The following is a 21,172-nucleotide window of genomic DNA, read 5'->3' as shown; positions in this document are numbered from 1 at the left end:
GCCAAGCGGGGGGACGTTTACATCCGTTCACCCCCACCGTCCCACGCCGATTCATGGAGGTCGAAGCGTGCTTCAATCCCGCCTTATTCGTCTGCTGGCAAGCTGGGTAGTGATGGTCTTGCTGGCCATCAGCTTTCCACTACAGGCCCAACAGAGCGATGCCCCTTCCGCCGAGCCTCCCGCCTACGCCACGCTGGCCGATCTACTCGAGAACGAGCAAGCCCGGAACGAGCTGATCGAGCACCTGCGTAGCCTGGCGGCACGCACCGATGCCCCCGCAGATGCCGCGCCACAAGCGGGGGCAGAATCGGCTCCCAGCGACCAGCCCGCTGAACAAGCGTCGCTGCCGCGGCGCCTGGCGGAAGCCACCAGCCATATCGCCGGCAATATCGGTGGGCAACTCGATAACATGCTCAAGGCCGTCAGCGCGTTGTTCAGTGGTGAGGCCACCGCGAGAGATACCACCTTCGATATGGCCGCCTTCACCGAGGCGGCTTTCAATCTGGCACTGGTCATCATTGCCACCTTCGCGCTGTTCCTGGGCTTTCGCCGCCTGGCCAAGCGGGGCTTCACCCGTATCAACGAATGGTCGCTACAAGGGACGGGGCTTACGCCCATCTTGCGCCTGGTGATCGCCGTGGTCGCAGCCGCGGTGATCGATGTGGTGATCGTGGCCTTGGCCTATGTCGGTGGCAACCTGATCGCTACCTTCGCGATTGGAGAGACCGGCGAACTCTCGACCCGCGCCTCGTTGTTCCTGAACGCCTTCCTGGTCATCGAACTGCTCAAGGCCGCTATTCGCATGCTGTTCGCGTCGCGCTACGACGGCCTACGCCTGCTACCAATCTCGGCCAGCGATGCTTCCTACTGGAATCGCTGGATCGCGCGCTTGATCGGCCTTGTCGGCTACGGCCTGCTGGTCGTCGTGCCGCTGATCAACTTCTACGTTTCACCGGCACTGGGACAAGGCATCGGCACCCTGATCATGATCGGCGCCTTCGTCTATGCCGTCGCCGTAGTGATAAAGAACCGCCTCAAGGTCCGCCGGGCCATCGAAGCGAAAGCCGAAATGGCGACCATGAACGCATCGCGACTTTCGCTGCGCCTGTTCGCACGTATTTGGCACTGGCTGGCGATTCTCTACTTCCTGATGGTGTTGGTCGTTACCCTGACCCGGCCCGAAGATGCGCTGCCATTCGTGATGCTGGCCACCCTCAAGACCCTGATCACGATTGGCGTGGGCGTGCTGTTGTCGAGTCTGCTGACCCAGACCATCGGTCGTCGCATCACCCTGCCCGAAGACCTGCGCCACAAGTTGCCAAAGCTGGAACAGCGGCTCAATTCCTACATCCCCAATGCCCTGCGGGTGATCCGTGCGATCATTCTGGTAATCGTGGTCATGCTGGTGCTGAGCGCCTGGGGGGCCTTCGATGCGAGCGCCTGGTACGCCTCCGAGGCCGGCCGTAACCTGGCCGGCAGAGTCATCAGCATTGCCGTGATTCTCCTTGTGGCGGCCGCCATTTGGCTCGCCCTCGCCAGCTTGATCGAACATCGCCTCAGCCCCGAGACGGGAGGCGGAGAACCGACGGCACGCGCCAAGACCCTGCTCAGCCTGTTTCGCAATGCCCTGGCCATCGCTATCGTCACCATGACGGCGATGATCGTGCTCTCGGAACTCGGCATCAACATCGGCCCGCTGATCGCCGGTGCCGGGGTGCTGGGTCTGGCGATCGGCTTCGGCTCCCAGAAACTGGTGCAGGACATCATCACCGGCATCTTCATCCAGGTCGAGAATGCCATGAACACCGGCGACGTGGTCACCGTGGGCGGCATCACCGGTACGGCCGAGCGCCTGAGCATTCGCTCGGTCGGCATACGCGACCTGTCGGGGACTTACCACATCATCCCCTTCTCCAGCGTCGACACCGTCTCCAACTTCATGCGTGAATTCGCCTACCATGTCGGCGAATATGGCATTGCCTATCGCGAGAATATCGACGAGGCTATCGTCAGATTGCGTGAAGCTTTCGATGAGTTGGCCAATGACGACGAGCACAAGATGAACCTGCTGGCGCCACTGGAGGTGGCTGGCGTTACCGCTCTCGCCGACAGCTCGGTGAATATCCGCGTGCGCATCAAGACCACGCCAGGTAACCAGTGGGCCGTCGGGCGCGCCTACAACCGCCTGGTCAAGATGCATTTCGATGCCGCCGGTATCGAGATTCCCTTCCCGCATACCACGCTATATTTCGGTGAAGACAAGGACGGTACCGCTCCCCCGGCGCGCGTTCGCGTCGCCCAGGAGCCTCGGCCCGCCGTCGAGTCCAAGGACTACAGCGACGATCCACGTGCCCAAGTCAACCCTGAGTTCAAGGGCGACTTCGACGAGGATTGAGCTTCGCTCATGCAACGAACGGGGCAGCCGGATGGCTGCCCCATTTGCTTACGCTACCGGATCATATCGGCTCGTCAATGCGTGGTGACCAGCATCACCACACTCAACGCGGCCGACACCCACATTGCCGGCTTGATCTCATCGATGCGGCCGGTAAAAGCCTTGATCAGCACGAAGCTCAGGAAACCGAAAGCGATTCCAAGGGTGATCGAGTAGGTCAACGGCATCAGGATGATGGCCAGGAATGCCGGGAACGCCTGATCGTAGCGGGTCCAGTCGATCTTGCTGACCGGCGCCAGCATGAACAGCCCGACCAGCACCAGCGCCGGCGCGGTGGCAATGCCCGGCACCAGCGACAGCAGTGGCGAGAGGAACAGGAACGGCAGGAACAGCACCGCGATGACCACTGCCACCAGGCCGGTACGCCCGCCCTGGGCAACGCCGGCCCCGGATTCGATGAACGTCTGGGCGGCGCTGGTGCCCAGCGGCGCGGCAATCATCGAGGCAAAGGCGTCGACGGTCATCGAGCGCTTGAGATTGCGTGGATTGCCGTCCTTGTCCTTGAGGTCGGCCGATTCGGAGAGCGCCATGAAGCACGACAGCGCATCGAAGAAGTTGGTGAACAGCATCACGAAGATGAACGGCAGGTAGGCAACCTTCAGCGCCCCCCAGATATCGACCTGCATCACTGCGCTGAAATCGGGCCAGGCGGCCAGACCACTCCATTCCACCAGAACCTCTTCGCCCCACAGGCGCCCCATGGGCGCAGCCAGCAGCGTGGTGAAGGCGATCCCCAGGATCAGCGCGCCATTGAAGCGCAGGATCACCATGATCGCCGTGGCCATCATGCCGACGAAGAAGGTGATCAGCGTCGGATCCAGGCTGCCCAGCGACACCAAGGTAGCCTCACTGGCGACGATGAAGCCGGCGTTCTTGAATCCGATGAAGGTGATGAATAAACCGATACCACAGGTAATGGCGTAACGCAGGGTCGCCGGGATCGCCTCGATGATCGCCTTGCGCACATTGAACACGGCGAGCAGCGCGAACAGTACACCGGACCAGAACACGCAGCCCAGTGCCACCTCCCAGGAGAGACCGGCTCCCAATACCAGGGTATAGGTGAATAGTGCGTTCATCCCCATGCCAGGGGCGACGAGGATAGGGTTGCGAGCATAGAGCCCCATCGCCAGGCTGCTCATGAAACTTATCAGCACGGTGGCCGATAGCGCCGCCGAGAAGGGAATCCCGGCAGCGCTGATAATTGCCGGGTTGACGACGATGATGTACATGGAGGCCAGAAAGGTCGCGATCCCGGCCAGGATCTCCGTACGCAGGCTCGAGCCTCGTCGGCTCACGCCGAAGTAGGTATCCAGCCAGTTTTCTCCCGCAGCCGGTGCGACGACCGAATGGGGGGAGGCCTCATGACGAACGGTCGAGGTCTGTTCCATGGTGTGGTCCCGTTGTTGTTGGAATGGATGCACGTTTGTGAGCGCCAGGGATTTGACCTATTGGTCAACTTTGGTCACAAGCACAGCGTAGGCAATTTTTGACCGATCGGACAACAACGAAACCTGATGTTACGTATTTGAGATGTGAATACAGCCCTATCACAAAAAAGGGCGCCTTTCGGCGCCCAGGAGAGCAAAAAACAGGCTCAGCGATTGATGTCGCTGGGCTGGGGAAGCGAGGGCAGCGACTTGTCGAGCAGTTCCACGCTCTGGCGATAGTAGAGCTGACTCTTGTTGTGCTCGCCGAGATTGGCATATAGCCGCGCCAGTTCGGCGCAGACCACGCCACTGGGACGCTGGCGCTGGCTGGCCTCGAAATATTCCTGAGCCTTGCCCCAGTAGGCATTGCGCAGCGACAACCGCCCCAAGGTGAGTAACAGATCCGGATCGTTGGGGCGCTCCTGCAACCACTTTTCGGCATAGACCAGCTGGCGAGCGGCATCGACGTTGAGCAGCCCGTAACGCAGTACCAAGCGCGAATCCCAGTGTTCCTTGAGCGAGTGGCGCAGCAGGCGCTCGGCGATCCCCTCTTCGCCGCTACGCACCAAGGCCTCGGTATACAACACCACCAGTTCCACGTCACCGCGTAGGTGATCTGGCATGTCGGCCCACAGATTGCGCACCCGCTCGATATCGTTGGGATTGCGCGCCGCCTGGACGATCAACTCGCGATAGGCGCGCTGCTCGAGTTCCTGGCGTTCTTCCTGGGCAATCAATTGCTGTTGGGCCAGACGCGGCGTCAATCGCCGTAGACCATCCCAGTCGTTGACGCTCAGATAGGCTTGTTTGAGCAGCTTGAGCACCTGTGGGTGGTTCGGTAGCTGCTTGTCGAGCCGAGTCAGAGTGGCCAGGGCCTCCTCGAACTGCTGCCGGTCGAGCATCAACTGCGCCTGGACCATCCCCACCGCGGTATCGGCACCTTCAGTGCTCAGGTGGGCACGCTTGAGCAAGGTATCGGCCTGCTCATAGCGCCCCTGATAATGCGCTGCCAGTGCTGCCGAGAGGTAATTGACCAGCGGCGTGCTGGAATCGTTGGCAGCCTTGACCAGGGATTTCTCGGCACGCTTCCAACGCCCCTCGGCCAGTGCCACCAGCCCGCGTACGGTGCGCTTCATGGCATTACGATGACGGGTGCGGCTGTTCCACACCTTGAGCCGACTCACCGGGTGGCGCATGCGCATCAGCGCCCGAAGCACGAAGTGCAGTATCAGGAAGGCCGCCAACAGCAGGATCAGGCCAAACCAGAATGAGGTCTGGAACGAGGTATTGCCAACCCGAACCAGCCAGTAGCCGGGCAACGAATGCATCAACTGGCCGAACAGCGCCCCGACGGCCAGGCCAAAAACGATGAGGAGGATCAGCTTTCTCATGCCTCATCTCCCCCACTACCTTTGGAAGACGACTCGAAGCGGCGCTCGATGAAAGTGGCCAAGGCTTGCTGGGAACCGCTGATGTCCGGCAGTTCGGGACGCACCGCTGCCTCGCGCAGTTCGTTCAGACGCCTCAGCGTGGCCTCGACACCACTACGGTCGGCGGCATAGTAGTCGCGCACCAGGGAGATCGCTTTGTCGAGGCTGGCCCGGTAGAGCTCCGGCTCCTCGCGAAGCAAGGCCAGTTGGGCCTGCTCGAGCACCAAGCGCACGTTCTGGCGCAGATAGGCCTCCTGCTGCGGCGTGATCAGCGCCTCGAGCGCCTCGTCATGGCGACGCACCGTGACCAGCTCCTTGAGCTCCCCAGCAAAGCGCGCAAGCTGCTGCTGCCAACCACCGCGAGGCGGTGTATCGTCGCCGGGCTGTGCGGCAATCTCTTCGACATCCTGCTTGAGCGGTAGCCGGGCAAGTTGCTGCTGTTGGGCATTGAGGGCCAGATACAGGCCGGTACGATCGATACGCGGTACGGCGTCCAGAGCCGCGAGCTCCGATGAGATTTCCCGGCGCACCGGCACCAGGGCCGGATTATCGGCATCGCGCAAGCGCTCATCCGCGGTGCGCAACAGTGCGGCTGCGCCTTCGACATCGCGCTCGAGCTGCAGGCGCTGGTTGGCCAGACGCAGTAGATAGGCGGCCTCGGCATGCAACCACTCTCGCTCGTCGGTTTCCTGTTGGCTGGACAGCTCATCAAGGACTTGATCAAGGGTCTTGTCGACATTACTGCGATAGTCGCTGAACTCGGCACGCAACGACGCCAAGGCGTTATCCAGTGCCGCCTGACGCTGCTCCTCGCTGGAGGCAAGCCGCGACTCCAGATCCGCAATGGCCTCGGCATTGGCCTCGATGTCCGTCAGACGCTGCTGCTGCGTCTCGAGCCGCTGCCAGCCCAACCAACCGAGCAGCGCCACCGCCACCGCCAGCACGACCACCAGCACCAAGGCAGCGACCCCCAGCGATTTCCCGCTCTGGCCACCTTCTCCCGAGGTGCCGCCGCCGGATGCATCGCCACCGCTCGAAGGCGGCGCCTTGCCCGTCTCTGCCTCCTTCTTGCGCTTGTCATTCGTATCGGCAGTGGGCTTGCCGGTACCCGCGGTTTTCTTGTCGGAGCCTGAGGGCGTGTCATCGCCACTGGACGACGGCTTATCGCTGCTTTTCCCCTTGACACCTTCCTTCGACGCCACTGAGCCGGACGCCGTCTGATTGGCCGCGGCACTCTTGGTACCCCGACGGCCACGCGACCGCGAACGCTGTGGTTTCTCGGCTTTCGAGGCCTGAGCCGGGGAATCCGGCGTGGAGGCTTCGGGAGCCCCGGTGGGTGCCGGCGTCGACTCGTCCTTGTCCGAGCGGGAGGCATCTGCGCCGCCGGGCGCCTGCTGTTCGTCCTGATCGTGTGGTTGCTTGCTCATCTATCGCTAGCCTTTGTCAAGATCGTCATGATCGATATCGGCACCATCCAGGTCACAGGCCTCGGCGACTGTCGCCGCCAAGGCGTTCGGCGTGGCGCCCTGCGCCACGCGGAGATCGGCGAATCCCAGGCTGCCGGCCAGTGTAGCCAAACGCTGGCTGGAAACGATTAGCGGTTGGTTCAACGCCGCCTGTGTACACCATCCTGCCAGATGATCGAGTATTTCTCCGCTGCTCACCACCAAGGCGGTGAAATCTCCACGGGAGAGCATGCGCGCACTGGTCTCATCCGGCGGTGTCAGAACACGCCGATAGAGTGCCAGACGCGTGAGACGTGCGCCACGCGTCTCGAGTGTCTCGGCCAGCAATGCACGGCCACCTTCCCCTGCCACCAGCAGGACCTTCTGCTCGTCGAGTGCCTGCAGCGAGGGCAATGACAGCAACGCCTCGCTGGTATCCTCCGGGCCGGGCGGCGGCACGCGCACACGCACAGCCAGCCGTTCATGCAGCGTTTCGGCGGTGGCGCGACCGACGGCATAGAAGTGCGGGCCCACCGGCAACTGAGGCCAATAACGGTCCAGCGACTCGGCCAAGCAATCGGCGGCGAAAGGACTGACCACCACCACCTTGGAAAACTGATCGAAGTCCAGCCAAGCATTGCGCATGGCCTGGGTTTCGACCAAGGGCTCCTGACGCATGATCTCGAGCGGCTTGACCTCGGCCCCCAGTGCTTCGATAGCGCGAACCAGTGGCATCGCTCGACTGCCCGGTCGTGTGATCAGGACCCGTGGCCGCATATTCATTCAGGTGTCGCCGTAGACCTGGGCCAGGATTTCGCCGGCGCCCTGCTCGAGCAGGTCCTCGGCGACCCGCACGCCCAACGTTTCCGGTTCGCTGGCCGCCCCCCGACCTTCGGCACGCAACACCTGGGTGCCGTCGGGGTTGCCCACCAGGCCGCGCAGCCACAAGGTGCGGCCATCGTTCTCGAACACTGCGTGGCCGGCGATAGGGACCTGGCAGCCGCCGTCCAGGCGCGTATTCATAGCGCGCTCGGCGCGCACCCGAGTGGCAGTGGCGGGATCATCGAGTGGTGCCAGCATGGCGATCAGTTCAGCATCGTCGGTGCGGCACTCGATCCCCAGCGCCCCTTGGCCGCAGGCCGGTAGGCATACCTCGGGGGGCAGCTCCATGGCGATCCGCTCGCCGAGCCCAAGGCGACGCAGGCCGGAAGTGGCCAGGATGATGGCATCGAACTCGCCGGCATCGAGCTTACCCAGTCGCGTCTGCACATTACCGCGCAGGGTCAGGATCTCCAGGTCGGGGCGCGCCTCGCGCATCTGCAAGCCACGACGCAGGCTCGAAGTGCCGATGCGAGCGCCCTGGGGCAGTTCGTCGAGCGAGGCATAGTCGTTGGAGACGAAGGCATCGGTGGGCTCGGCGCCCTCGAGGATCACCGACAGCCCGAGTCCTTCGGGAAAGTGCATGGGCACATCCTTCATGGAGTGCACGGCGATATCGGCGCGCCCGTCGAGCATCGCTTCCTCCAGCTCCTTGACGAACAGCCCCTTGCCGCCCACCTTGGCTAACGGGGTGTCGAGGATCTTGTCGCCACGCGTGGACATGGCGACCAGTTCCACCTCGAGCCCAGGATGTATCGCCCGCAGACGGTCACGAACATGCTCGGCCTGCCAAAGGGCCAGGCGGCTCTTGCGGGTAGCGATACGCAGGATGTTGTCGGCGAGCACGATGATCCCCCTGTGGGCGGTCTGTCTGGGTTCGGTTGATCCCCTATCATAATGCACGCGCCGGACTAGGAAAAATGCCCGCCACGACCCTGGCATGTCCTCCTGCTTCCACCCTCGCCTGTCGGGCCGACTCTGGTACACTTCCCTGCAACATCCCTACAGCAACAATGCAGGATATCCAGTTCGATGCCGCAGCCAACCAATCAGTCCTGGGGCGGGCGTTTCAGTGAGCCCACCGATGCCTTCGTCGAGCGCTTCACTGCCTCGGTGGATTTCGACCAGCGCCTCGCCCACCACGACATACAGGGCTCCATTGCCCATGCCACCATGCTGGCCCGGGTTGGAGTACTGAGCGATGACGAACGCGACGCCATCATCGCCGGGCTCCAGGAAATCGACCAGGAAATCGCCAACGGCACCTTCGCCTGGTCGGTCAAGCTCGAAGACGTGCACATGAACATCGAGGCACGGCTGACCGAGAAGATCGGGATCACCGGCAAGAAGTTGCACACCGGCCGCTCGCGCAACGACCAGGTCGCCACCGACATTCGCCTTTACCTGCGCGATGCCATCGACGCGGTAGACGCCGAACTCACGCGTCTGCGCGAGGGCCTGATCGAACTGGCAGCGCGCGAGGCCGATACCATCATGCCGGGCTTCACCCACCTGCAGACTGCGCAACCGGTCACATTCGGCCACCACCTGCTGGCCTGGCAAGAGATGCTGGCTCGCGACCAGGAGCGCTTGCGCGACTGCCGGGGACGGGTCAACGTGATGCCCCTAGGCGCCGCCGCGCTGGCCGGCACCACCTACCCCATCGACCGCCATGTCACCGCCGAACTGCTCGGTTTCGAACGCCCGGCCGAGAACTCGCTGGACGCAGTGAGTGACCGCGACTTCGCCATCGAGTTCACGGCTTTCGCCAGCGTACTTTTGATGCATCTGTCGCGCATGAGCGAGGAGTTGGTGCTGTGGACCAGCGCCCAGTTCGATTTCATCGACCTGCCCGACCGCTTCTGCACCGGCTCTTCGATCATGCCACAGAAGAAGAACCCCGATGTGCCGGAGCTGGTACGCGGCAAGACTGGGCGTGTCTACGGCCACCTGATGGGCCTACTGACGCTTATGAAGTCGCAGCCGCTGGCCTACAACAAGGACAACCAGGAAGACAAGGAGCCACTGTTCGACACGCTCGACACCGTGCAAGGTTGCCTCAAGGCCTTCGCCGACATGATTCCGGCCATCGAAGCCAAGGCCGAGAACATGTACGAGGCCGCGCGCAAGGGCTTCTCCACCGCTACCGACCTGGCCGACTACCTGGTGCGCAAGGGAGTGGCGTTCCGCGACGCCCACGAAATCGTCGGCCAGTCGGTGGCCTACGGTATCGAGCACGGCAAGGACCTCTCGGAGATGAGTCTTGACGAACTCCAGCAGTTCTCCCAGGTGATCGAGGCCGATGTATTCGAGGTGCTGACGCTCGAGGGTTCGGTTGCCGCGCGCAACCATATCGGTGGCACCGCTCCCGACCAGGTGCGCGCCGCGGCACAACGTGCCCGGGATGCTCTGGCAGCCCTGCGCGGGGGAAATTAAGATGCGCTGGCCGGTCATGCTCGCCACCCTGCTGCTGATGCTCGCCGGATGCGGCCAGAAGGGTCCGCTCTATCTGCCCGGCGACGAGGCAGCCGCGGAACGCTACGGCACCGGTGCAGCGCGTGAGAACGCGGACGACGAAAACGTCCAAGGCGGTGGTGACACCGCCAGCGACAGCGAAGACGAGAACTGAGCATGGATCATTTCGAATACCGCGACGGTGTCCTGTTTGGCGAAGACGTGCCCCTGGCCGATGTCGCCGAGCGCTTCGGCACTCCCTGCTACGTCTACTCCAAGGCCACCCTTGAGCGGCATTTCCGCGCCTACACCGAGGCGCTGGGCAGCCACCCGCACCTGATCTGCTATGCGGTCAAGGCCAACTCCAACCTGGCGGTACTGGGCCTGTTGGCTCGCCTCGGCGCTGGCTTCGATATCGTCTCGCAGGGCGAGCTGGAGCGAGTGCTCGCTGCCGGCGGAGATCCCGCCAAGGTGGTGTTCTCGGGTGTCGCCAAGCAGGAAGGCGAGATGGCCCGCGCGCTGGACGTCGGCATCAAGTGCTTCAACGTCGAGTCACTGCCCGAGCTCGAACGGCTCGATCGCGTCGCTGGCGAGCAGGGCAAGGTGGCGTCGGTCTCGCTGCGCGTCAACCCGGACGTCGACGCGCGCACTCATCCCTACATCTCTACCGGGCTCAAGGCCAACAAGTTCGGCATTCCCGTCGACGAGGCGCTCGAGGTCTACGAAATCGCCGCCGGCATGGACAACCTGCGTGTGGTGGGAATCGACTGCCATATCGGCTCCCAGCTCACCGAACTCTCTCCGTTCCTTGATGCGCTCGACCGATTGCTGGTACTGCTCGACCGGCTCAAGGAGCGCGGCATCGAGGTCGAGCACCTGGATCTCGGCGGTGGCCTGGGCGTGCCCTATCATGACGAACGCCCACCGGCCCCCTTCGATTACGCCGCCTCGTTGCTCGAGCGGCTCGCTCAGCGTCACGGCGAACACCAGTTGACGCTGCTGTTCGAGCCGGGGCGCTCGATCGCCGCCAATGCCGGAGTGCTGTTGACCCGGGTAGAGTTCCTGAAACACGGCGAGACCCGGAATTTCGCCATCGTCGACGCGGCCATGAACGACTTGATCCGCCCCGCGCTGTATCAAGCTTGGCAGACGATTCTGCCGGTCGATACCCGCGCACCACGCGAGACGCAAACTTTCGACGTGGTCGGTCCGGTCTGCGAAACCGGCGACTTCCTGGGTAAGGACCGCGAGTTGGCGATTGCCGCGAGCGACCTGCTGGCGGTACGCTCGGCGGGAGCCTATGGGTTTGTAATGGCGTCGAACTACAACAGTCGCCCGCGCCCAGCCGAGGTAATGGTCGATGGCGACCGCGTCCACCTGATCCGCCGGCGCGAGCGTCTCGAAGACCTGTGGGCCGGAGAGTCCTTGCTACCCAGCGACGGGGCGGAGGCCGAGTGATGCTGCTGCACTTCACCAAGATGCATGGCCTGGGCAACGACTTCATGGTCGTCGACCTGGTGACACAGCGCGCCCGGCTGCGCGAAGAACAGGTCCGCCGCCTGGCCGACCGCCATTTCGGTATCGGTTTCGATCAGTTGCTGATCGTCGAGCCGCCGCTCGATCCGGACATGGACTTTCGCTACCGGATCTTCAATGCCGACGGCGGCGAGGTGGAAAACTGCGGCAATGGCGCTCGCTGCTTCGCCCGCTTCGTGCGCGACCAGCGCCTGACGCACAAGCGCGAGATCCGTGTCGAGACTGCCGGAGGTCCCCTGACCTTGCTGGTCGAGGATGACGGCCGGGTGACCGTCGACATGGGCACACCGCGCTTCGCTCCCGAGACAGTGCCCTTCGAAGCCGAGGAAGACCGCGACCGGCATGCCCTGGAAGTCGACGGCGAGCGCCTGGAGGTGGGCGTGGTCTCGATGGGCAATCCTCATGCAGTGCTGCGCGTGGATGACATCGACCAGGCACCGGTGGCGCATCTTGGCCCGCTGATCGAGGCTCACCCGCGCTTTCCACAGCGGGTCAACGCCGGCTTCATGCAGATCGTTTCGTGCCATGAAATCCGCTTGCGGGTGTTCGAGCGCGGCAGCGGCGAGACCCTGGCCTGTGGCACCGGCGCCTGTGCCGCGGTGGCCTGCGGCATTCGCCAAGGCCTGCTCGATAGCCCAGTGACCGTGCACCTGCGTGGTGGAGACCTGACCATCACCTGGGGCGGAGACGGTACCAGCCTCAAGATGACCGGCCCCGCCGAACGTGTCTTCGATGGACGGGTGGCGCTGAACTAAGCGCACCACCCCAGCGACAGGAGAACTCTGCATGCCCCGTGCCCAGGCTCCCGAACCTCGCCAGACACTGGATCCCGACCGGGTCGCCCAATGGCTGGCCCGGCACCCCGATTTCTTCGTCGGCCGCGAAGGGTTGCTGCAGCAGCTCAAGGTGCCGCATCCCGAGGCTCGTGGTGTCACCTCGCTACTCGAGCGCCTGATCCATGACCTGCGCGCACGTGCCGAGAATGCCGAGTGGCGTCTCGAGCAACTCCTCGACTCGGCGCGCCATAACGAGGCTCAGTATCGTCGGACCCGTGAACTGGTGCTTGCCCTGCTCGAAGCCGAGGACAACGACGCCCTGGGCCAGGCGCTGGCCACCCAGCTCAGTGAGCGCTTCCGCACCCCAGCGATTGCGTTGTGGTGCCCAGCCTCGCTGACCGACCGGGAGCCACACCCGCCACAGCCACCACGTCAGGTGCTCGACGACGCCGCTGGCCTGCGGCTGGCCGCCCTGCTGGACGGGCGCACCAGCCGCTGCACACGCCTTAGCCGCACCGACTGGCAACGCCTGCTACCGCATGCTCCGCCTCCGGAGCAGGCCGGCTCCTGCGCCCTGACCCGCCTGACCCTTGGTGAGCCGCTAGGTTACCTGGTGCTGGCCAGCCCCGATCCGGAATATTTTCGTGCCAGCCTCGACACCCTCTTCACCGAATACCTGGGCGAGGTCGTGGCTCGTTTACTGGTACGGCTGGCAGAACCCCGATATGGCTGAGTCGGCCCTACAGGCCGATATCGAGGCCTTTCTCGCCGACCTGACGCAAAGTGCCAGCCCGGCGACGCTCGATGCCTACCGGCGCGACCTGGCCGCCCTGGTCACCTTCGCCATCGAGTTGGACCTTCCCGGCTGGCATGCGCTGGATACCGCCCTGTTGCGCCGTTTCCTTGGCCGCGAGCGTTCGCGCGGGCTAGCGCCGCGCAGCCTGGCCCGGCGCCGTGCGGCGCTATCGCGCTTCGCCGAGTATCTGGTAAGTCATGGACGCTTGTCCCACAATCCTGTCAGCTTGACCCAGGCCCCGCGTCAGCCCAAGCACCTCCCTCATCCACTGGATGTCGACCGACTGGCACACTTCCTGGATGCACCGCATGACGACTCGCCACTGGCACGCCGCGATCAGGCGATGCTCGAGCTGTTCTACTCCAGCGGGCTACGTCTGGCCGAACTGGCGGCACTCGATCTCGGCCAGCTACAGGGGCCTCGGGTAAGAGTGATGGGCAAGGGCAGCAAACCGCGTCAGGTGCCGGTCGGCCGTCGCGCCCAAGAGGCGCTCGATGCCTGGCTGAAGGTCCGCGGTCAATTGGCGGCTAACGGCGAAACCGCTCTATTCGTCGGAGTACGCGGTCAGCGCCTGGGGCACCGCGCCATCCAGCAGCGCCTGGCACACCTCGCCAAGGAGCGAGGGTTGGCCGAACACCTGCATCCACACAGACTGCGGCACTCTTTCGCCAGCCATTTATTGGAATCCAGCCAGGACCTGCGCGCCGTCCAGGAATTGCTCGGTCATGCCAACCTGTCGACGACCCAAGTCTACACCCGGCTCGATTGGCAGCACCTGGCAGCGAGTTACGATGCCGCCCACCCTCGTGCGCGGCGCAGTGAAACGCGAAAGAAAAAGAAATAAGCCTAGGCTCTGTCTGAAAAGTCGACGAGCGAAGGTCAGACAAGGCAAAAATCAGCGAAAAACGGACTGGGCTCGCACTCGAGTTTACGTGGGTGTAAATGAGCATTTTAAGCTGATTTTTAACGCCGTATGGGCGAGCGCAGACAGTTTTCAGACAGAGCCTAACCATCGATCCTGGCAGTTATCCACTCCATAAAGCTCTTCACTTTGGTGACCTCTCCCATGTTTTCCGGGCAAGCCATATAGTACGCATCACGACTTTTCAGAGAAAAATGCCAGGGAATGATCAGCTTCCCCTCCTCCAACTCCTCGGTCACCAGGAACCTTGGAATCAAAGCGACGCCACACCCCGCCTGGGCAGCTCGAATCGCCATATAGAAGGTATCGAAGCGAGGCCCATGATAGCTATGCTCCGTATAATAACCTTGTGCATCAAACCAATCGTGCCAAGCTTCGGGCCGTGTGGCACTCTGCAACAAGACGAGTTGCGTCAATTGCAAGGGATCATCAAAAGGGGTTTGCGGAGCGATTGAAGGCGAGCATACAGGCACGACCTCTTCATCGAGTATTTTGACACATTCGGTCTTTGGCCAAGCTCCATGTCCATAAAAGAAAGCAACATCCACCCGCTCTTTCTCCATGTCGAACGGTTCCACACGATTGGTGATGTTTAGATATATCCCGGGATGCGAATATCTAAAACCATTAAGCCTCGGTATCAGCCATCGCGCCCCAAAAGTAGGCAACGTGGTGACATTAAGCACCTCACTCTCTCCACCGTAAGACAGCATATACCGAGTCGACATCTCGACCTGGGCAAGAATCTTGCGCGCTTCCGTCAAATACAAGGAGCCCTCTGGGGTCAATTGAAGCCGCTTTCTCACACGTCTGAACAGCTTATGCTCAAGCGCGGCTTCCAGTTGAGCCACCTGCTTGCTCACGGCACTTTGTGTCAGGCTCAGTTCCTCTGCCGCGCGAGTGAAGCTCAAATGGCGAGCAGACGCCTCGAAGCATTGCATGGAAGACAGTGAGGGTAAGTGCCTGCGACTCATGCGAAAACCCGATTCATGAAAATTAGGAATGATGTCTATCTTAAACGTCGTTTGCCCGAGGTCAAGATCCCCATCGATACTGAGCCGGACCCCTCACGCGTCAACAAGAACGATAGGAGAAAGAATGATAGACTCTATCATGAAGCGCCTCGGTGTATCTCACGACCTGTACCAGAATGGGAATTACACGGTTAGAACTCCCATTGACGGTAGCGCCATGGGACAAGTGTCGCTTGAAGGCGCTGAGGCTGTTGAGGAGCGAATTGCCAAAGCCCAGCAGGCCTTCGAAGCCTGGAGGAAAGTGCCCGCTCCTCGTCGCGGTGAACTGGTAAGACTCTTTGCACAGCAGCTACGCGATCATAAAGAAGATCTGGGCAGGCTGGTCACCTGGGAGTGCGGGAAGATCCTCCAGGAAGGGCTGGGTGAAGTTCAGGAAATGATCGATATCTGCGACCTGGCCGTGGGTCAGTCACGCCAGCTCTACGGTCTGACCATCGCTTCCGAGCGTCCCGGTCACCATATGCGCGAAAGCTGGCACCCACTGGGTCCGATCGGCCTGATCACCGCATTTAACTTCCCGGTAGCGCCATGGGCATGGAACGCTGCGCTGGCCCTGGTCTGTGGCAACAGCCTGCTGTGGAAGCCCTCCGAGAAGACGCCGCTCTGCGCCCTGGCCTGCCAGGCCTTGCTGGAACGCGCCATGGAAGAGTTCGGCGACGACGCCCCGAAAGACCTCAGTCAGGTGATCATCGGTGACCGAGACGCCGGCGAGCGTCTGGTAGATGACCCTCGCATCCCGCTCATCAGCGCTACCGGCAGCACCCGCATGGGCCGAGAGGTCGCGCCGCGTGTCGCCGCCCGCTTCGGACGCAGCATTCTCGAGCTGGGTGGCAACAATGCCATGATCCTGGCGCCCAGCGCCGATCTGGACATGGCGGTGCGTGCCATTCTGTTCTCTGCGGTCGGAACTGCGGGGCAGCGCTGCACGACACTTCGCCGCTTGATCGTTCACGAATCCATCCGCGACGAGGTCGTCGATCGTCTCAAGAAGGCTTACGCCGGTATCCGTATCGGCGACCCCATGGAAGGCTACCTGGTCGGCCCGCTGATCGACTCCCAGGCTTACGAGCAGATGCAGTCCGCTCTGGAGCGCGCGCGCCAGCAGGGTGCCAAAATCTTTGGCGGCGAGCGTCATCTGGCCGATACCTACCCCGACGGCTATTACGTCTCCCCTGCCATCGTCGAGGTCGAGCAACAGGACGACCTGGTCAGGCACGAGACGTTCGCCCCCATCCTGTATGTCATGGGTTACCGCGACTTCGACGACGCCTTGGCCATGAACAACGACGTGCCTCAGGGCCTGTCTTCCTGCGTGTTTACTACCGATGTGCGAGAAGCCGAAACATTCGTATCCGCTGTCGGTAGTGACTGTGGCATTGCCAATGTCAACATTGGTCCGAGTGGCGCCGAGATCGGTGGAGCCTTCGGAGGAGAGAAAGAAACCGGTGGCGGGCGTGAATCCGGATCCGATGTCTGGAAGAGCTATATGCGCCGTCAAACGAACACGGTCAACTACTCTCGTGAGCTTCCACTGGCCCAAGGCATAAAGTTCGACTGATAAACCATACCTCCCCTGGGCTCTAACGAGTCCAGGGCCCCTCGACTCAAGAGACAAAGATAATAAGGTAGGTCTCATGCAAAGTGTACAAGTTGGTAAAACCCCAGGGTTACTTTGGGTTTTCTGCCACTATTGGCAACTGTCCTGGCAGTCTGGTTGGTAGTCATGGGCAAGCACCAATATCGTCGTTTGGAAAGGGGCCTATTTTTATGGAAATACGTTGTTTATGGGAAGCCACATCCCGCGAATCATCTATCGTCTCTTCCACACTTGACTCACAGCAGGATGCCGATGTCTGTATCATTGGAGGTGGAATTACAGGTTTATCTACTGCGTTTCACTTGGCCGAGCAAGGTGTCAAAGTTACACTCATCGAAGCCAAGGAAATTCCCAGCGGTGGCTCGGGACGCAGTGTCGGGCTGGTAAATGCAGGTCTCTGGATTCCACCGGATGATATTGTCAAAACGCTTGGCAAGGAAAATGGAGAAAGAGCAAACTCCATTCTTGGCAGTGCTCCTGGCGAAGTTTTCAACATAATTGAAGCTCACAATATAGAGTGTGATGCAACGCGCACCGGCACACTGCACTTGGCACACAACGCCAAAGGAGCCAAGGAGCTGACAAGGCGCCGTGACCAGTTACAAAATCGCGGTGCTCCTGTAGAGCTTATCGAGGGCGACGACTGCCAAAGATTGACCGGTACCGAACGTATCGAGGGAGCGCTTCTCGATCGTCGAGCAGGCACACTGAACCCTACTGCATACACAAGAGGGTTGGCTCGCGCGGCTCAGTCGGCCGGAGCGGACATTTACACACAGAGCCCGGTCGTTCGGTTGGAGAAATGCAGGGATGGTTGGCGAGCCATTACACCAAAGGGCAGTATCACAGCCCAAAGGGTCGTACTGGCGACAAATGCATATACTGAAGATACGTGGAATCAGGTACGCAACAACTTCTTCCCCGGATACTTTTTCCAAGTGGCATCCCGCCCGCTAGCGGAAGATATCCTTCCCGATATCCTGCCTGAACGCCAGGGCGCATGGGATACACGCACCGTACTAAGCAGCATTCGCCGAGATAGCGAAGGAAGGTTGATCCTGGGTAGTCTGGGGCGTGGTGACGGCAAACCCTTGTCATACATAAAGTGCTGGGCCAACCGTGTGAGGGAACACTATTTCCCTCAGCTTGGAGAAGTGGAATGGGAGTGTACATGGACAGGAAGAATCGCCTTCACTCCCGATCACACTCTTAGAATTTTCGAACCTGCTCCAGGAATATTGGCAGTCACCGGTTACAACGGACGTGGTGTTACTACAGGAACGGTGGTAGGGAAAGGGTTCGCGCATTACATCATCAACAGTGATGATCATTTCCTGCCATTCAAGATTCAGCCATCTCGGCCGATTTCAGGAAAACAACTATGGAAAGCCGCTTATGAAACTGGCTTCTCCCTTTACCATGCAGGGCAGTGCCTCAAGATATTGATTTAGCAATTCATAGAATATCAAAGGGCTCTCCTAGGGGGGCTTTTTTGTGTCATGGAACTTTGCAACCCACCACTCCACCATGAAATTTTGGAATGTTGTAGGTGTTTTTTTTCGTTTGTGCTGCACAGTTCCCATCTGATTTGATATGAGCTATATGGCCTGACACGACAATACTTGGGGAGAAAAGGCATGCAACCGGGAGTTAGCCAGTCCTTGGGAATAATCCATCCAATCATTCTTGAGAAAGGGCTGAATGCTGAGGTATGGGATAACAACGGGAAACGCTACATTGACTTTGTCGGTGGCATAGGCGTTCTTAACCTGGGTCACTGCCATCCTGCTATTACTGCTGCCGCCAAGAGTCAGATAGACAAACTCATGCACTCGGCATTCAATGCTGTTCCTCATCGAGGATATTTAGATGTTGCAGAGGCGTTGCAGTCATTTATCCCGGTTGACTATTCGCTTTCCTGCATGCTGACGAACTCTGGTGCCGAAGCCACGGAAAATGCCTTGAAAATATCTCGGGCTGCCACTGGCAGACAGGCCGTGATTGCATTTGATGGTGGTTTCCATGGTAGAACACTCGCAGCGCTCAACTTGAACGGCAAGGTGAGTCCGTACAAGGTCGGACTGGGAACACTTCCAGGCCCTGTCTATCACCTGCCCTTTCCCAGTCCTGACAATGGAGCCAGTACTCAAGAGGCCATTCAGGCACTGGATAGGCTCTTCGAGGTCGAGATTTCATCGGAAGAGGTCGCATGCATAATCGTCGAGCCTGTCCAGGGTGAAGGCGGTTTTCGTTTACTCGATCATGTCTTTGCAAAGCATTTGCGCAAGGTCTGCGACGAGCGAGGAATCGTTCTGATCGTAGATGAAATCCAATCAGGATTTGGAAGAGCCGGTACACGCTTTGCCTTTACTCACTTAGGCATCGAACCCGACCTGTTGCTGATGGGGAAAAGCATGGCTTCGGGGCTCCCACTGGCGGCCGTGGCTGGACGTGAGTGCCTGATGAATGCGCTACCGAAAGGAGGGCTTGGCGGAACATATTCCGGCAATGCCGTTGCATGTGCCGCAGCCAAAGTCGTCATGGAAGTCATGAGCGATGACAACCTCGCCCAATGGAAGAACACCCAAGAGTCTTTATTTCTGGAAACCCATGACCGCTGGAAGAGAAGCAATCGTTTCCCAATGTTGGGCCCCATGACGGGTATCGGCTCGATGCGGGGCATCGTCTTCGAAGATACTCTCAATGCCACGGGAGCCGAACATTTAGCCACCTTGCTGAGTGCAGCTCGGCAGGCGGGTGTCTTGCTGATGCCTAGCGGCAGGAAACGCAATGTCCTGCGGTTACTCCCTCCATTGACCATCTCGCAAGAGCACTTGTCAGAAGGTCTATTCAAAATCGAGCAAGCCTTGGGGACGTTGCAGGAAATATTGGCAATGCATAAGGCTCGGGAAACCGAGTAACAACGTATAACCGATGAGGCAAACGATGCTCAGCAATCATCATGTATCACCCGAGCTGATACGAGACATGTTTTCAAAAGCGATGTCTGAAATGTATCAAAAGGAAGTGCCACTATATGCCAATCTTCTTGAATTGGTAGCACAGGTAAACCGTGCCGAGCTAGAGAACAATGAAGAACTACGTTTGAGAATGGAGAAAAGCGGTGAGCTTAATCGCTTAGAGGTCGAGCGACATGGCGCCATTCGAGTAGGAACTGCCGAAGAGCTTTCCTTGCTACGTCGCCTTTTTGCAGTGATGGGTATGTACCCCGTCGGATATTATGACCTTACCGAGGCGGGGGTGCCAGTACATTCCACAGCATTTCGGCCGATTACCGAAGAGTCTCTGCAGAAAAACCCGTTTCGGGTATTCACTTCCCTGCTACGCCTTGAGCTCATCGAGGACGAAAAACTCAGAGAAATAGCGTCAGAAATTCTGTCGTCAAGGAACATATTTACAAAGCGGACAATAGAGCTCATTGAGACGCATGAGAGGAATAACGGGCTTAGGCTAGAGCAAGCCGAAGAATTCGTTGCCGAGGCATTGGAAACCTTTCGCTGGCATAGCGATTCGACAGTAGACAAAGACACTTATGAAGCATTGCATGCCGAGCATCGCCTGATAGCGGATGTGGTATGCTTTAGAGGCCCTCACATAAACCACTTGACCCCTCGCACGCTGAACATTGATGAGGTACAAAGGCTGATGCCTTTACATGGCATTTCACCGAAAGCCATCATTGAAGGCCCCCCGCGCAGGAATTGCCCTGTCCTATTGCGACAAACAAGCTTCAAAGCTCTAGATGAGCCAGTTAACTTCTCAGGAGATCAGCAAGGCAGTCATACTGCTCGGTTCGGAGAGATTGAACAACGAGGGGCCGCGCTTACCAAAAAAGGGCGTGAGCTATACGATCATCTGCTACGTAAATCCCAACCCCAGGGAAGTAGAACGGATAACAACGAGCATCAGAAAAACTTGAGAGATGTCTTCTCCGAGTTCCCTGACGATGAAGAAACACTGAGAAAAAATGGATTGGCATTTTTCTATTACCAACCAGTTTTTGACGCAAACAAAAAGACTATAAGAGTTAAAAACTCCGACAATCTGGAAGACTTGATTCAGGCAGGAGCTGTTTCAGCGACACCTATAACTTATGAAGATTTTCTGCCAGTTAGCGCTGCTGGTATATTTCGCTCAAACCTTGGAGAAGAAGCCAACACCATGTATGAAGGCAACCCCAACAAGGCGGAGTTCGAAAAGCACCTGGGAGCTTCTGTTAACGATGAGATAGAAATCTACGCAGAGATCGAGAGAAAATCCCTTGCCAACACATTGAAGCAAATAAACCAATAACGAGCCAGGCAAGATGCAAGCCTGGTCGAATTACGACCAGGCCCATCTCAATATTAGTCATGCATTCAGTGGATTGATTTCATCGAGCACATATGCCAGCTTAT

Annotated in this window: 16 protein-coding genes and 1 pseudogene; 11 read left to right on the top strand and 6 right to left on the bottom strand. The window is 59.8% G+C overall.

The features are described from left to right. The first annotated feature begins 67 nt into the window (after window positions 1-67). Window positions 68-2,395: a mechanosensitive channel protein gene (ybiO, locus tag IE093_RS05315; RefSeq protein WP_422730962.1), complete on the top strand. Its 2,328-nt coding sequence runs from the start codon at window positions 68-70 to the stop codon at window positions 2,393-2,395. A 74-nt stretch (window positions 2,396-2,469) separates the two neighbouring features. Here the strand turns inward: ybiO and IE093_RS05310 are convergent, their stop codons facing one another. The 5 genes from IE093_RS05310 to hemC all read right to left on the bottom strand — a co-directional run bounded on the left by IE093_RS05310 (window position 2,470) and on the right by hemC (window position 8,485). Next, entirely contained in the window at window positions 2,470-3,846 is a 1,377-nt protein-coding gene (locus tag IE093_RS05310; RefSeq protein ID WP_189466882.1) for an NCS2 family permease, read from the bottom strand. Between the two features lie 206 nt (window positions 3,847-4,052). After that, complete coding sequence (locus tag IE093_RS05305) at window positions 4,053-5,276, bottom strand: heme biosynthesis HemY N-terminal domain-containing protein (protein ID WP_189466880.1); 1,224 nt, start codon at window positions 5,274-5,276, stop codon at window positions 4,053-4,055. Next, window positions 5,273-6,742 (bottom strand): uroporphyrinogen-III C-methyltransferase, encoded by a 1,470-nt coding sequence (locus IE093_RS05300; protein WP_189466878.1) that lies wholly within the window; start codon window positions 6,740-6,742, stop codon window positions 5,273-5,275. The genes IE093_RS05305 and IE093_RS05300 overlap by 4 nt, the downstream gene beginning before the upstream one ends. Before the next feature lie 6 nt (window positions 6,743-6,748). Then, window positions 6,749-7,537, bottom strand: a complete 789-nt coding sequence (locus tag IE093_RS05295) for a uroporphyrinogen-III synthase (RefSeq protein ID WP_189467021.1) — start codon at window positions 7,535-7,537, stop codon at window positions 6,749-6,751. 6 nt (window positions 7,538-7,543) lie between these two features. Beyond that, the gene (hemC, locus tag IE093_RS05290) at window positions 7,544-8,485 is read right to left on the bottom strand and encodes a hydroxymethylbilane synthase (protein WP_229803260.1); all 942 of its coding nucleotides are present in this window, start codon (window positions 8,483-8,485) and stop codon (window positions 7,544-7,546) included. Between the two features lie 186 nt (window positions 8,486-8,671). Here hemC and argH point away from each other — a divergent pair, with 186 nt between their 5' ends. The 6 genes and pseudogenes from argH to IE093_RS05260 all read left to right on the top strand — a co-directional run bounded on the left by argH (window position 8,672) and on the right by IE093_RS05260 (window position 14,045). Further along, on the top strand, window positions 8,672-10,075 hold the full coding sequence (gene argH, locus IE093_RS05285) for an argininosuccinate lyase (RefSeq protein ID WP_189466876.1): 1,404 nt from the start codon (window positions 8,672-8,674) through the stop codon (window positions 10,073-10,075). A 16-nt stretch (window positions 10,076-10,091) separates the two neighbouring features. After that, window positions 10,092-10,178, top strand: a pseudogene (gene lptM / locus IE093_RS22865) (LPS translocon maturation chaperone LptM); the annotation flags it as partial. Between the two features lie 92 nt (window positions 10,179-10,270). Then, the gene (gene lysA / locus IE093_RS05275) at window positions 10,271-11,551 is read left to right on the top strand and encodes a diaminopimelate decarboxylase (protein ID WP_189466874.1); all 1,281 of its coding nucleotides are present in this window, start codon (window positions 10,271-10,273) and stop codon (window positions 11,549-11,551) included. Then, entirely contained in the window at window positions 11,551-12,384 is an 834-nt protein-coding gene (gene dapF / locus IE093_RS05270; RefSeq protein WP_189466873.1) for a diaminopimelate epimerase, read from the top strand. Before lysA ends, dapF begins: the two co-directional genes overlap by 1 nt. 31 nt (window positions 12,385-12,415) lie before the next feature. After that, a complete protein-coding gene (locus tag IE093_RS05265) occupies window positions 12,416-13,138 on the top strand; it encodes a DUF484 family protein (protein ID WP_189466872.1) in 723 nt (240 codons plus the stop codon). After that, complete coding sequence (locus tag IE093_RS05260) at window positions 13,131-14,045, top strand: tyrosine recombinase XerC (RefSeq protein ID WP_189466871.1); 915 nt, start codon at window positions 13,131-13,133, stop codon at window positions 14,043-14,045. The genes IE093_RS05265 and IE093_RS05260 overlap by 8 nt, the downstream gene beginning before the upstream one ends. 161 nt (window positions 14,046-14,206) lie before the next feature. Here IE093_RS05260 and gcvA read toward each other — a convergent pair whose 3' ends face one another. Then, window positions 14,207-15,097, bottom strand: coding sequence for a transcriptional regulator GcvA (gcvA, locus tag IE093_RS05255; RefSeq protein ID WP_189466869.1), 891 nt, complete (start codon window positions 15,095-15,097; stop codon window positions 14,207-14,209). 124 nt (window positions 15,098-15,221) lie between these two features. On the opposite strand from gcvA, the gene amaB reads away from it, so the two are divergent. The 4 genes from amaB to hglS all read left to right on the top strand — a co-directional run bounded on the left by amaB (window position 15,222) and on the right by hglS (window position 21,068). Further along, the gene (amaB, locus tag IE093_RS05250) at window positions 15,222-16,715 is read left to right on the top strand and encodes an L-piperidine-6-carboxylate dehydrogenase (RefSeq protein WP_189466867.1); all 1,494 of its coding nucleotides are present in this window, start codon (window positions 15,222-15,224) and stop codon (window positions 16,713-16,715) included. Window positions 16,716-16,798: 83 nt separating this feature from the next. Further along, window positions 16,799-18,205, top strand: coding sequence for an L-pipecolate oxidase (amaA, locus tag IE093_RS05245; protein ID WP_229803258.1), 1,407 nt, complete (start codon window positions 16,799-16,801; stop codon window positions 18,203-18,205). A gap of 186 nt (window positions 18,206-18,391) precedes the next feature. Then, window positions 18,392-19,675: a 2-aminoadipate transaminase gene (locus IE093_RS05240; protein WP_189466865.1), complete on the top strand. Its 1,284-nt coding sequence runs from the start codon at window positions 18,392-18,394 to the stop codon at window positions 19,673-19,675. Between the two features lie 25 nt (window positions 19,676-19,700). Further along, complete coding sequence (hglS, locus tag IE093_RS05235) at window positions 19,701-21,068, top strand: 2-oxoadipate dioxygenase/decarboxylase HglS (RefSeq protein WP_189466862.1); 1,368 nt, start codon at window positions 19,701-19,703, stop codon at window positions 21,066-21,068. The last annotated feature ends 104 nt before the right edge of the window (window positions 21,069-21,172 follow it).

The organism is Litchfieldella qijiaojingensis (assembly GCF_014651875.1).
GTDB classification, from domain to species: Bacteria; Pseudomonadota; Gammaproteobacteria; order Pseudomonadales; family Halomonadaceae; genus Litchfieldella; species Litchfieldella qijiaojingensis.
Note: the sequence above shows the minus strand (reverse complement) of the source record. Positions and strands in the feature narration are given on the sequence as shown.

Bases quoted from the DNA above. Each gene is read 5' to 3' on its own strand.
- IE093_RS05295 (WP_189467021.1), bottom strand. From the start codon at position 7,537: ATGCGGCCACGGGTCCTGATCACACGACCGGGCAGTCGAGCGATGCCA.
- lysA (WP_189466874.1), top strand. From the start codon at position 10,271: ATGGATCATTTCGAATACCGCGACGGTGTCCTGTTTGGCGAAGACGTG.
- IE093_RS05310 (WP_189466882.1), bottom strand. From the start codon at position 3,846: ATGGAACAGACCTCGACCGTTCGTCATGAGGCCTCCCCCCATTCGGTC.
- IE093_RS05260 (WP_189466871.1), top strand. From the start codon at position 13,131: ATGGCTGAGTCGGCCCTACAGGCCGATATCGAGGCCTTTCTCGCCGAC.
- gcvA (WP_189466869.1), bottom strand. From the start codon at position 15,097: ATGAGTCGCAGGCACTTACCCTCACTGTCTTCCATGCAATGCTTCGAG.
- IE093_RS05240 (WP_189466865.1), top strand. From the start codon at position 18,392: ATGCAACCGGGAGTTAGCCAGTCCTTGGGAATAATCCATCCAATCATT.
- amaB (WP_189466867.1), top strand. From the start codon at position 15,222: ATGATAGACTCTATCATGAAGCGCCTCGGTGTATCTCACGACCTGTAC.
- IE093_RS05265 (WP_189466872.1), top strand. From the start codon at position 12,416: ATGCCCCGTGCCCAGGCTCCCGAACCTCGCCAGACACTGGATCCCGAC.
- dapF (WP_189466873.1), top strand. From the start codon at position 11,551: ATGCTGCTGCACTTCACCAAGATGCATGGCCTGGGCAACGACTTCATG.
- IE093_RS05300 (WP_189466878.1), bottom strand. From the start codon at position 6,742: ATGAGCAAGCAACCACACGATCAGGACGAACAGCAGGCGCCCGGCGGC.
- IE093_RS05305 (WP_189466880.1), bottom strand. From the start codon at position 5,276: ATGAGAAAGCTGATCCTCCTCATCGTTTTTGGCCTGGCCGTCGGGGCG.
- hglS (WP_189466862.1), top strand. From the start codon at position 19,701: ATGCTCAGCAATCATCATGTATCACCCGAGCTGATACGAGACATGTTT.
- argH (WP_189466876.1), top strand. From the start codon at position 8,672: ATGCCGCAGCCAACCAATCAGTCCTGGGGCGGGCGTTTCAGTGAGCCC.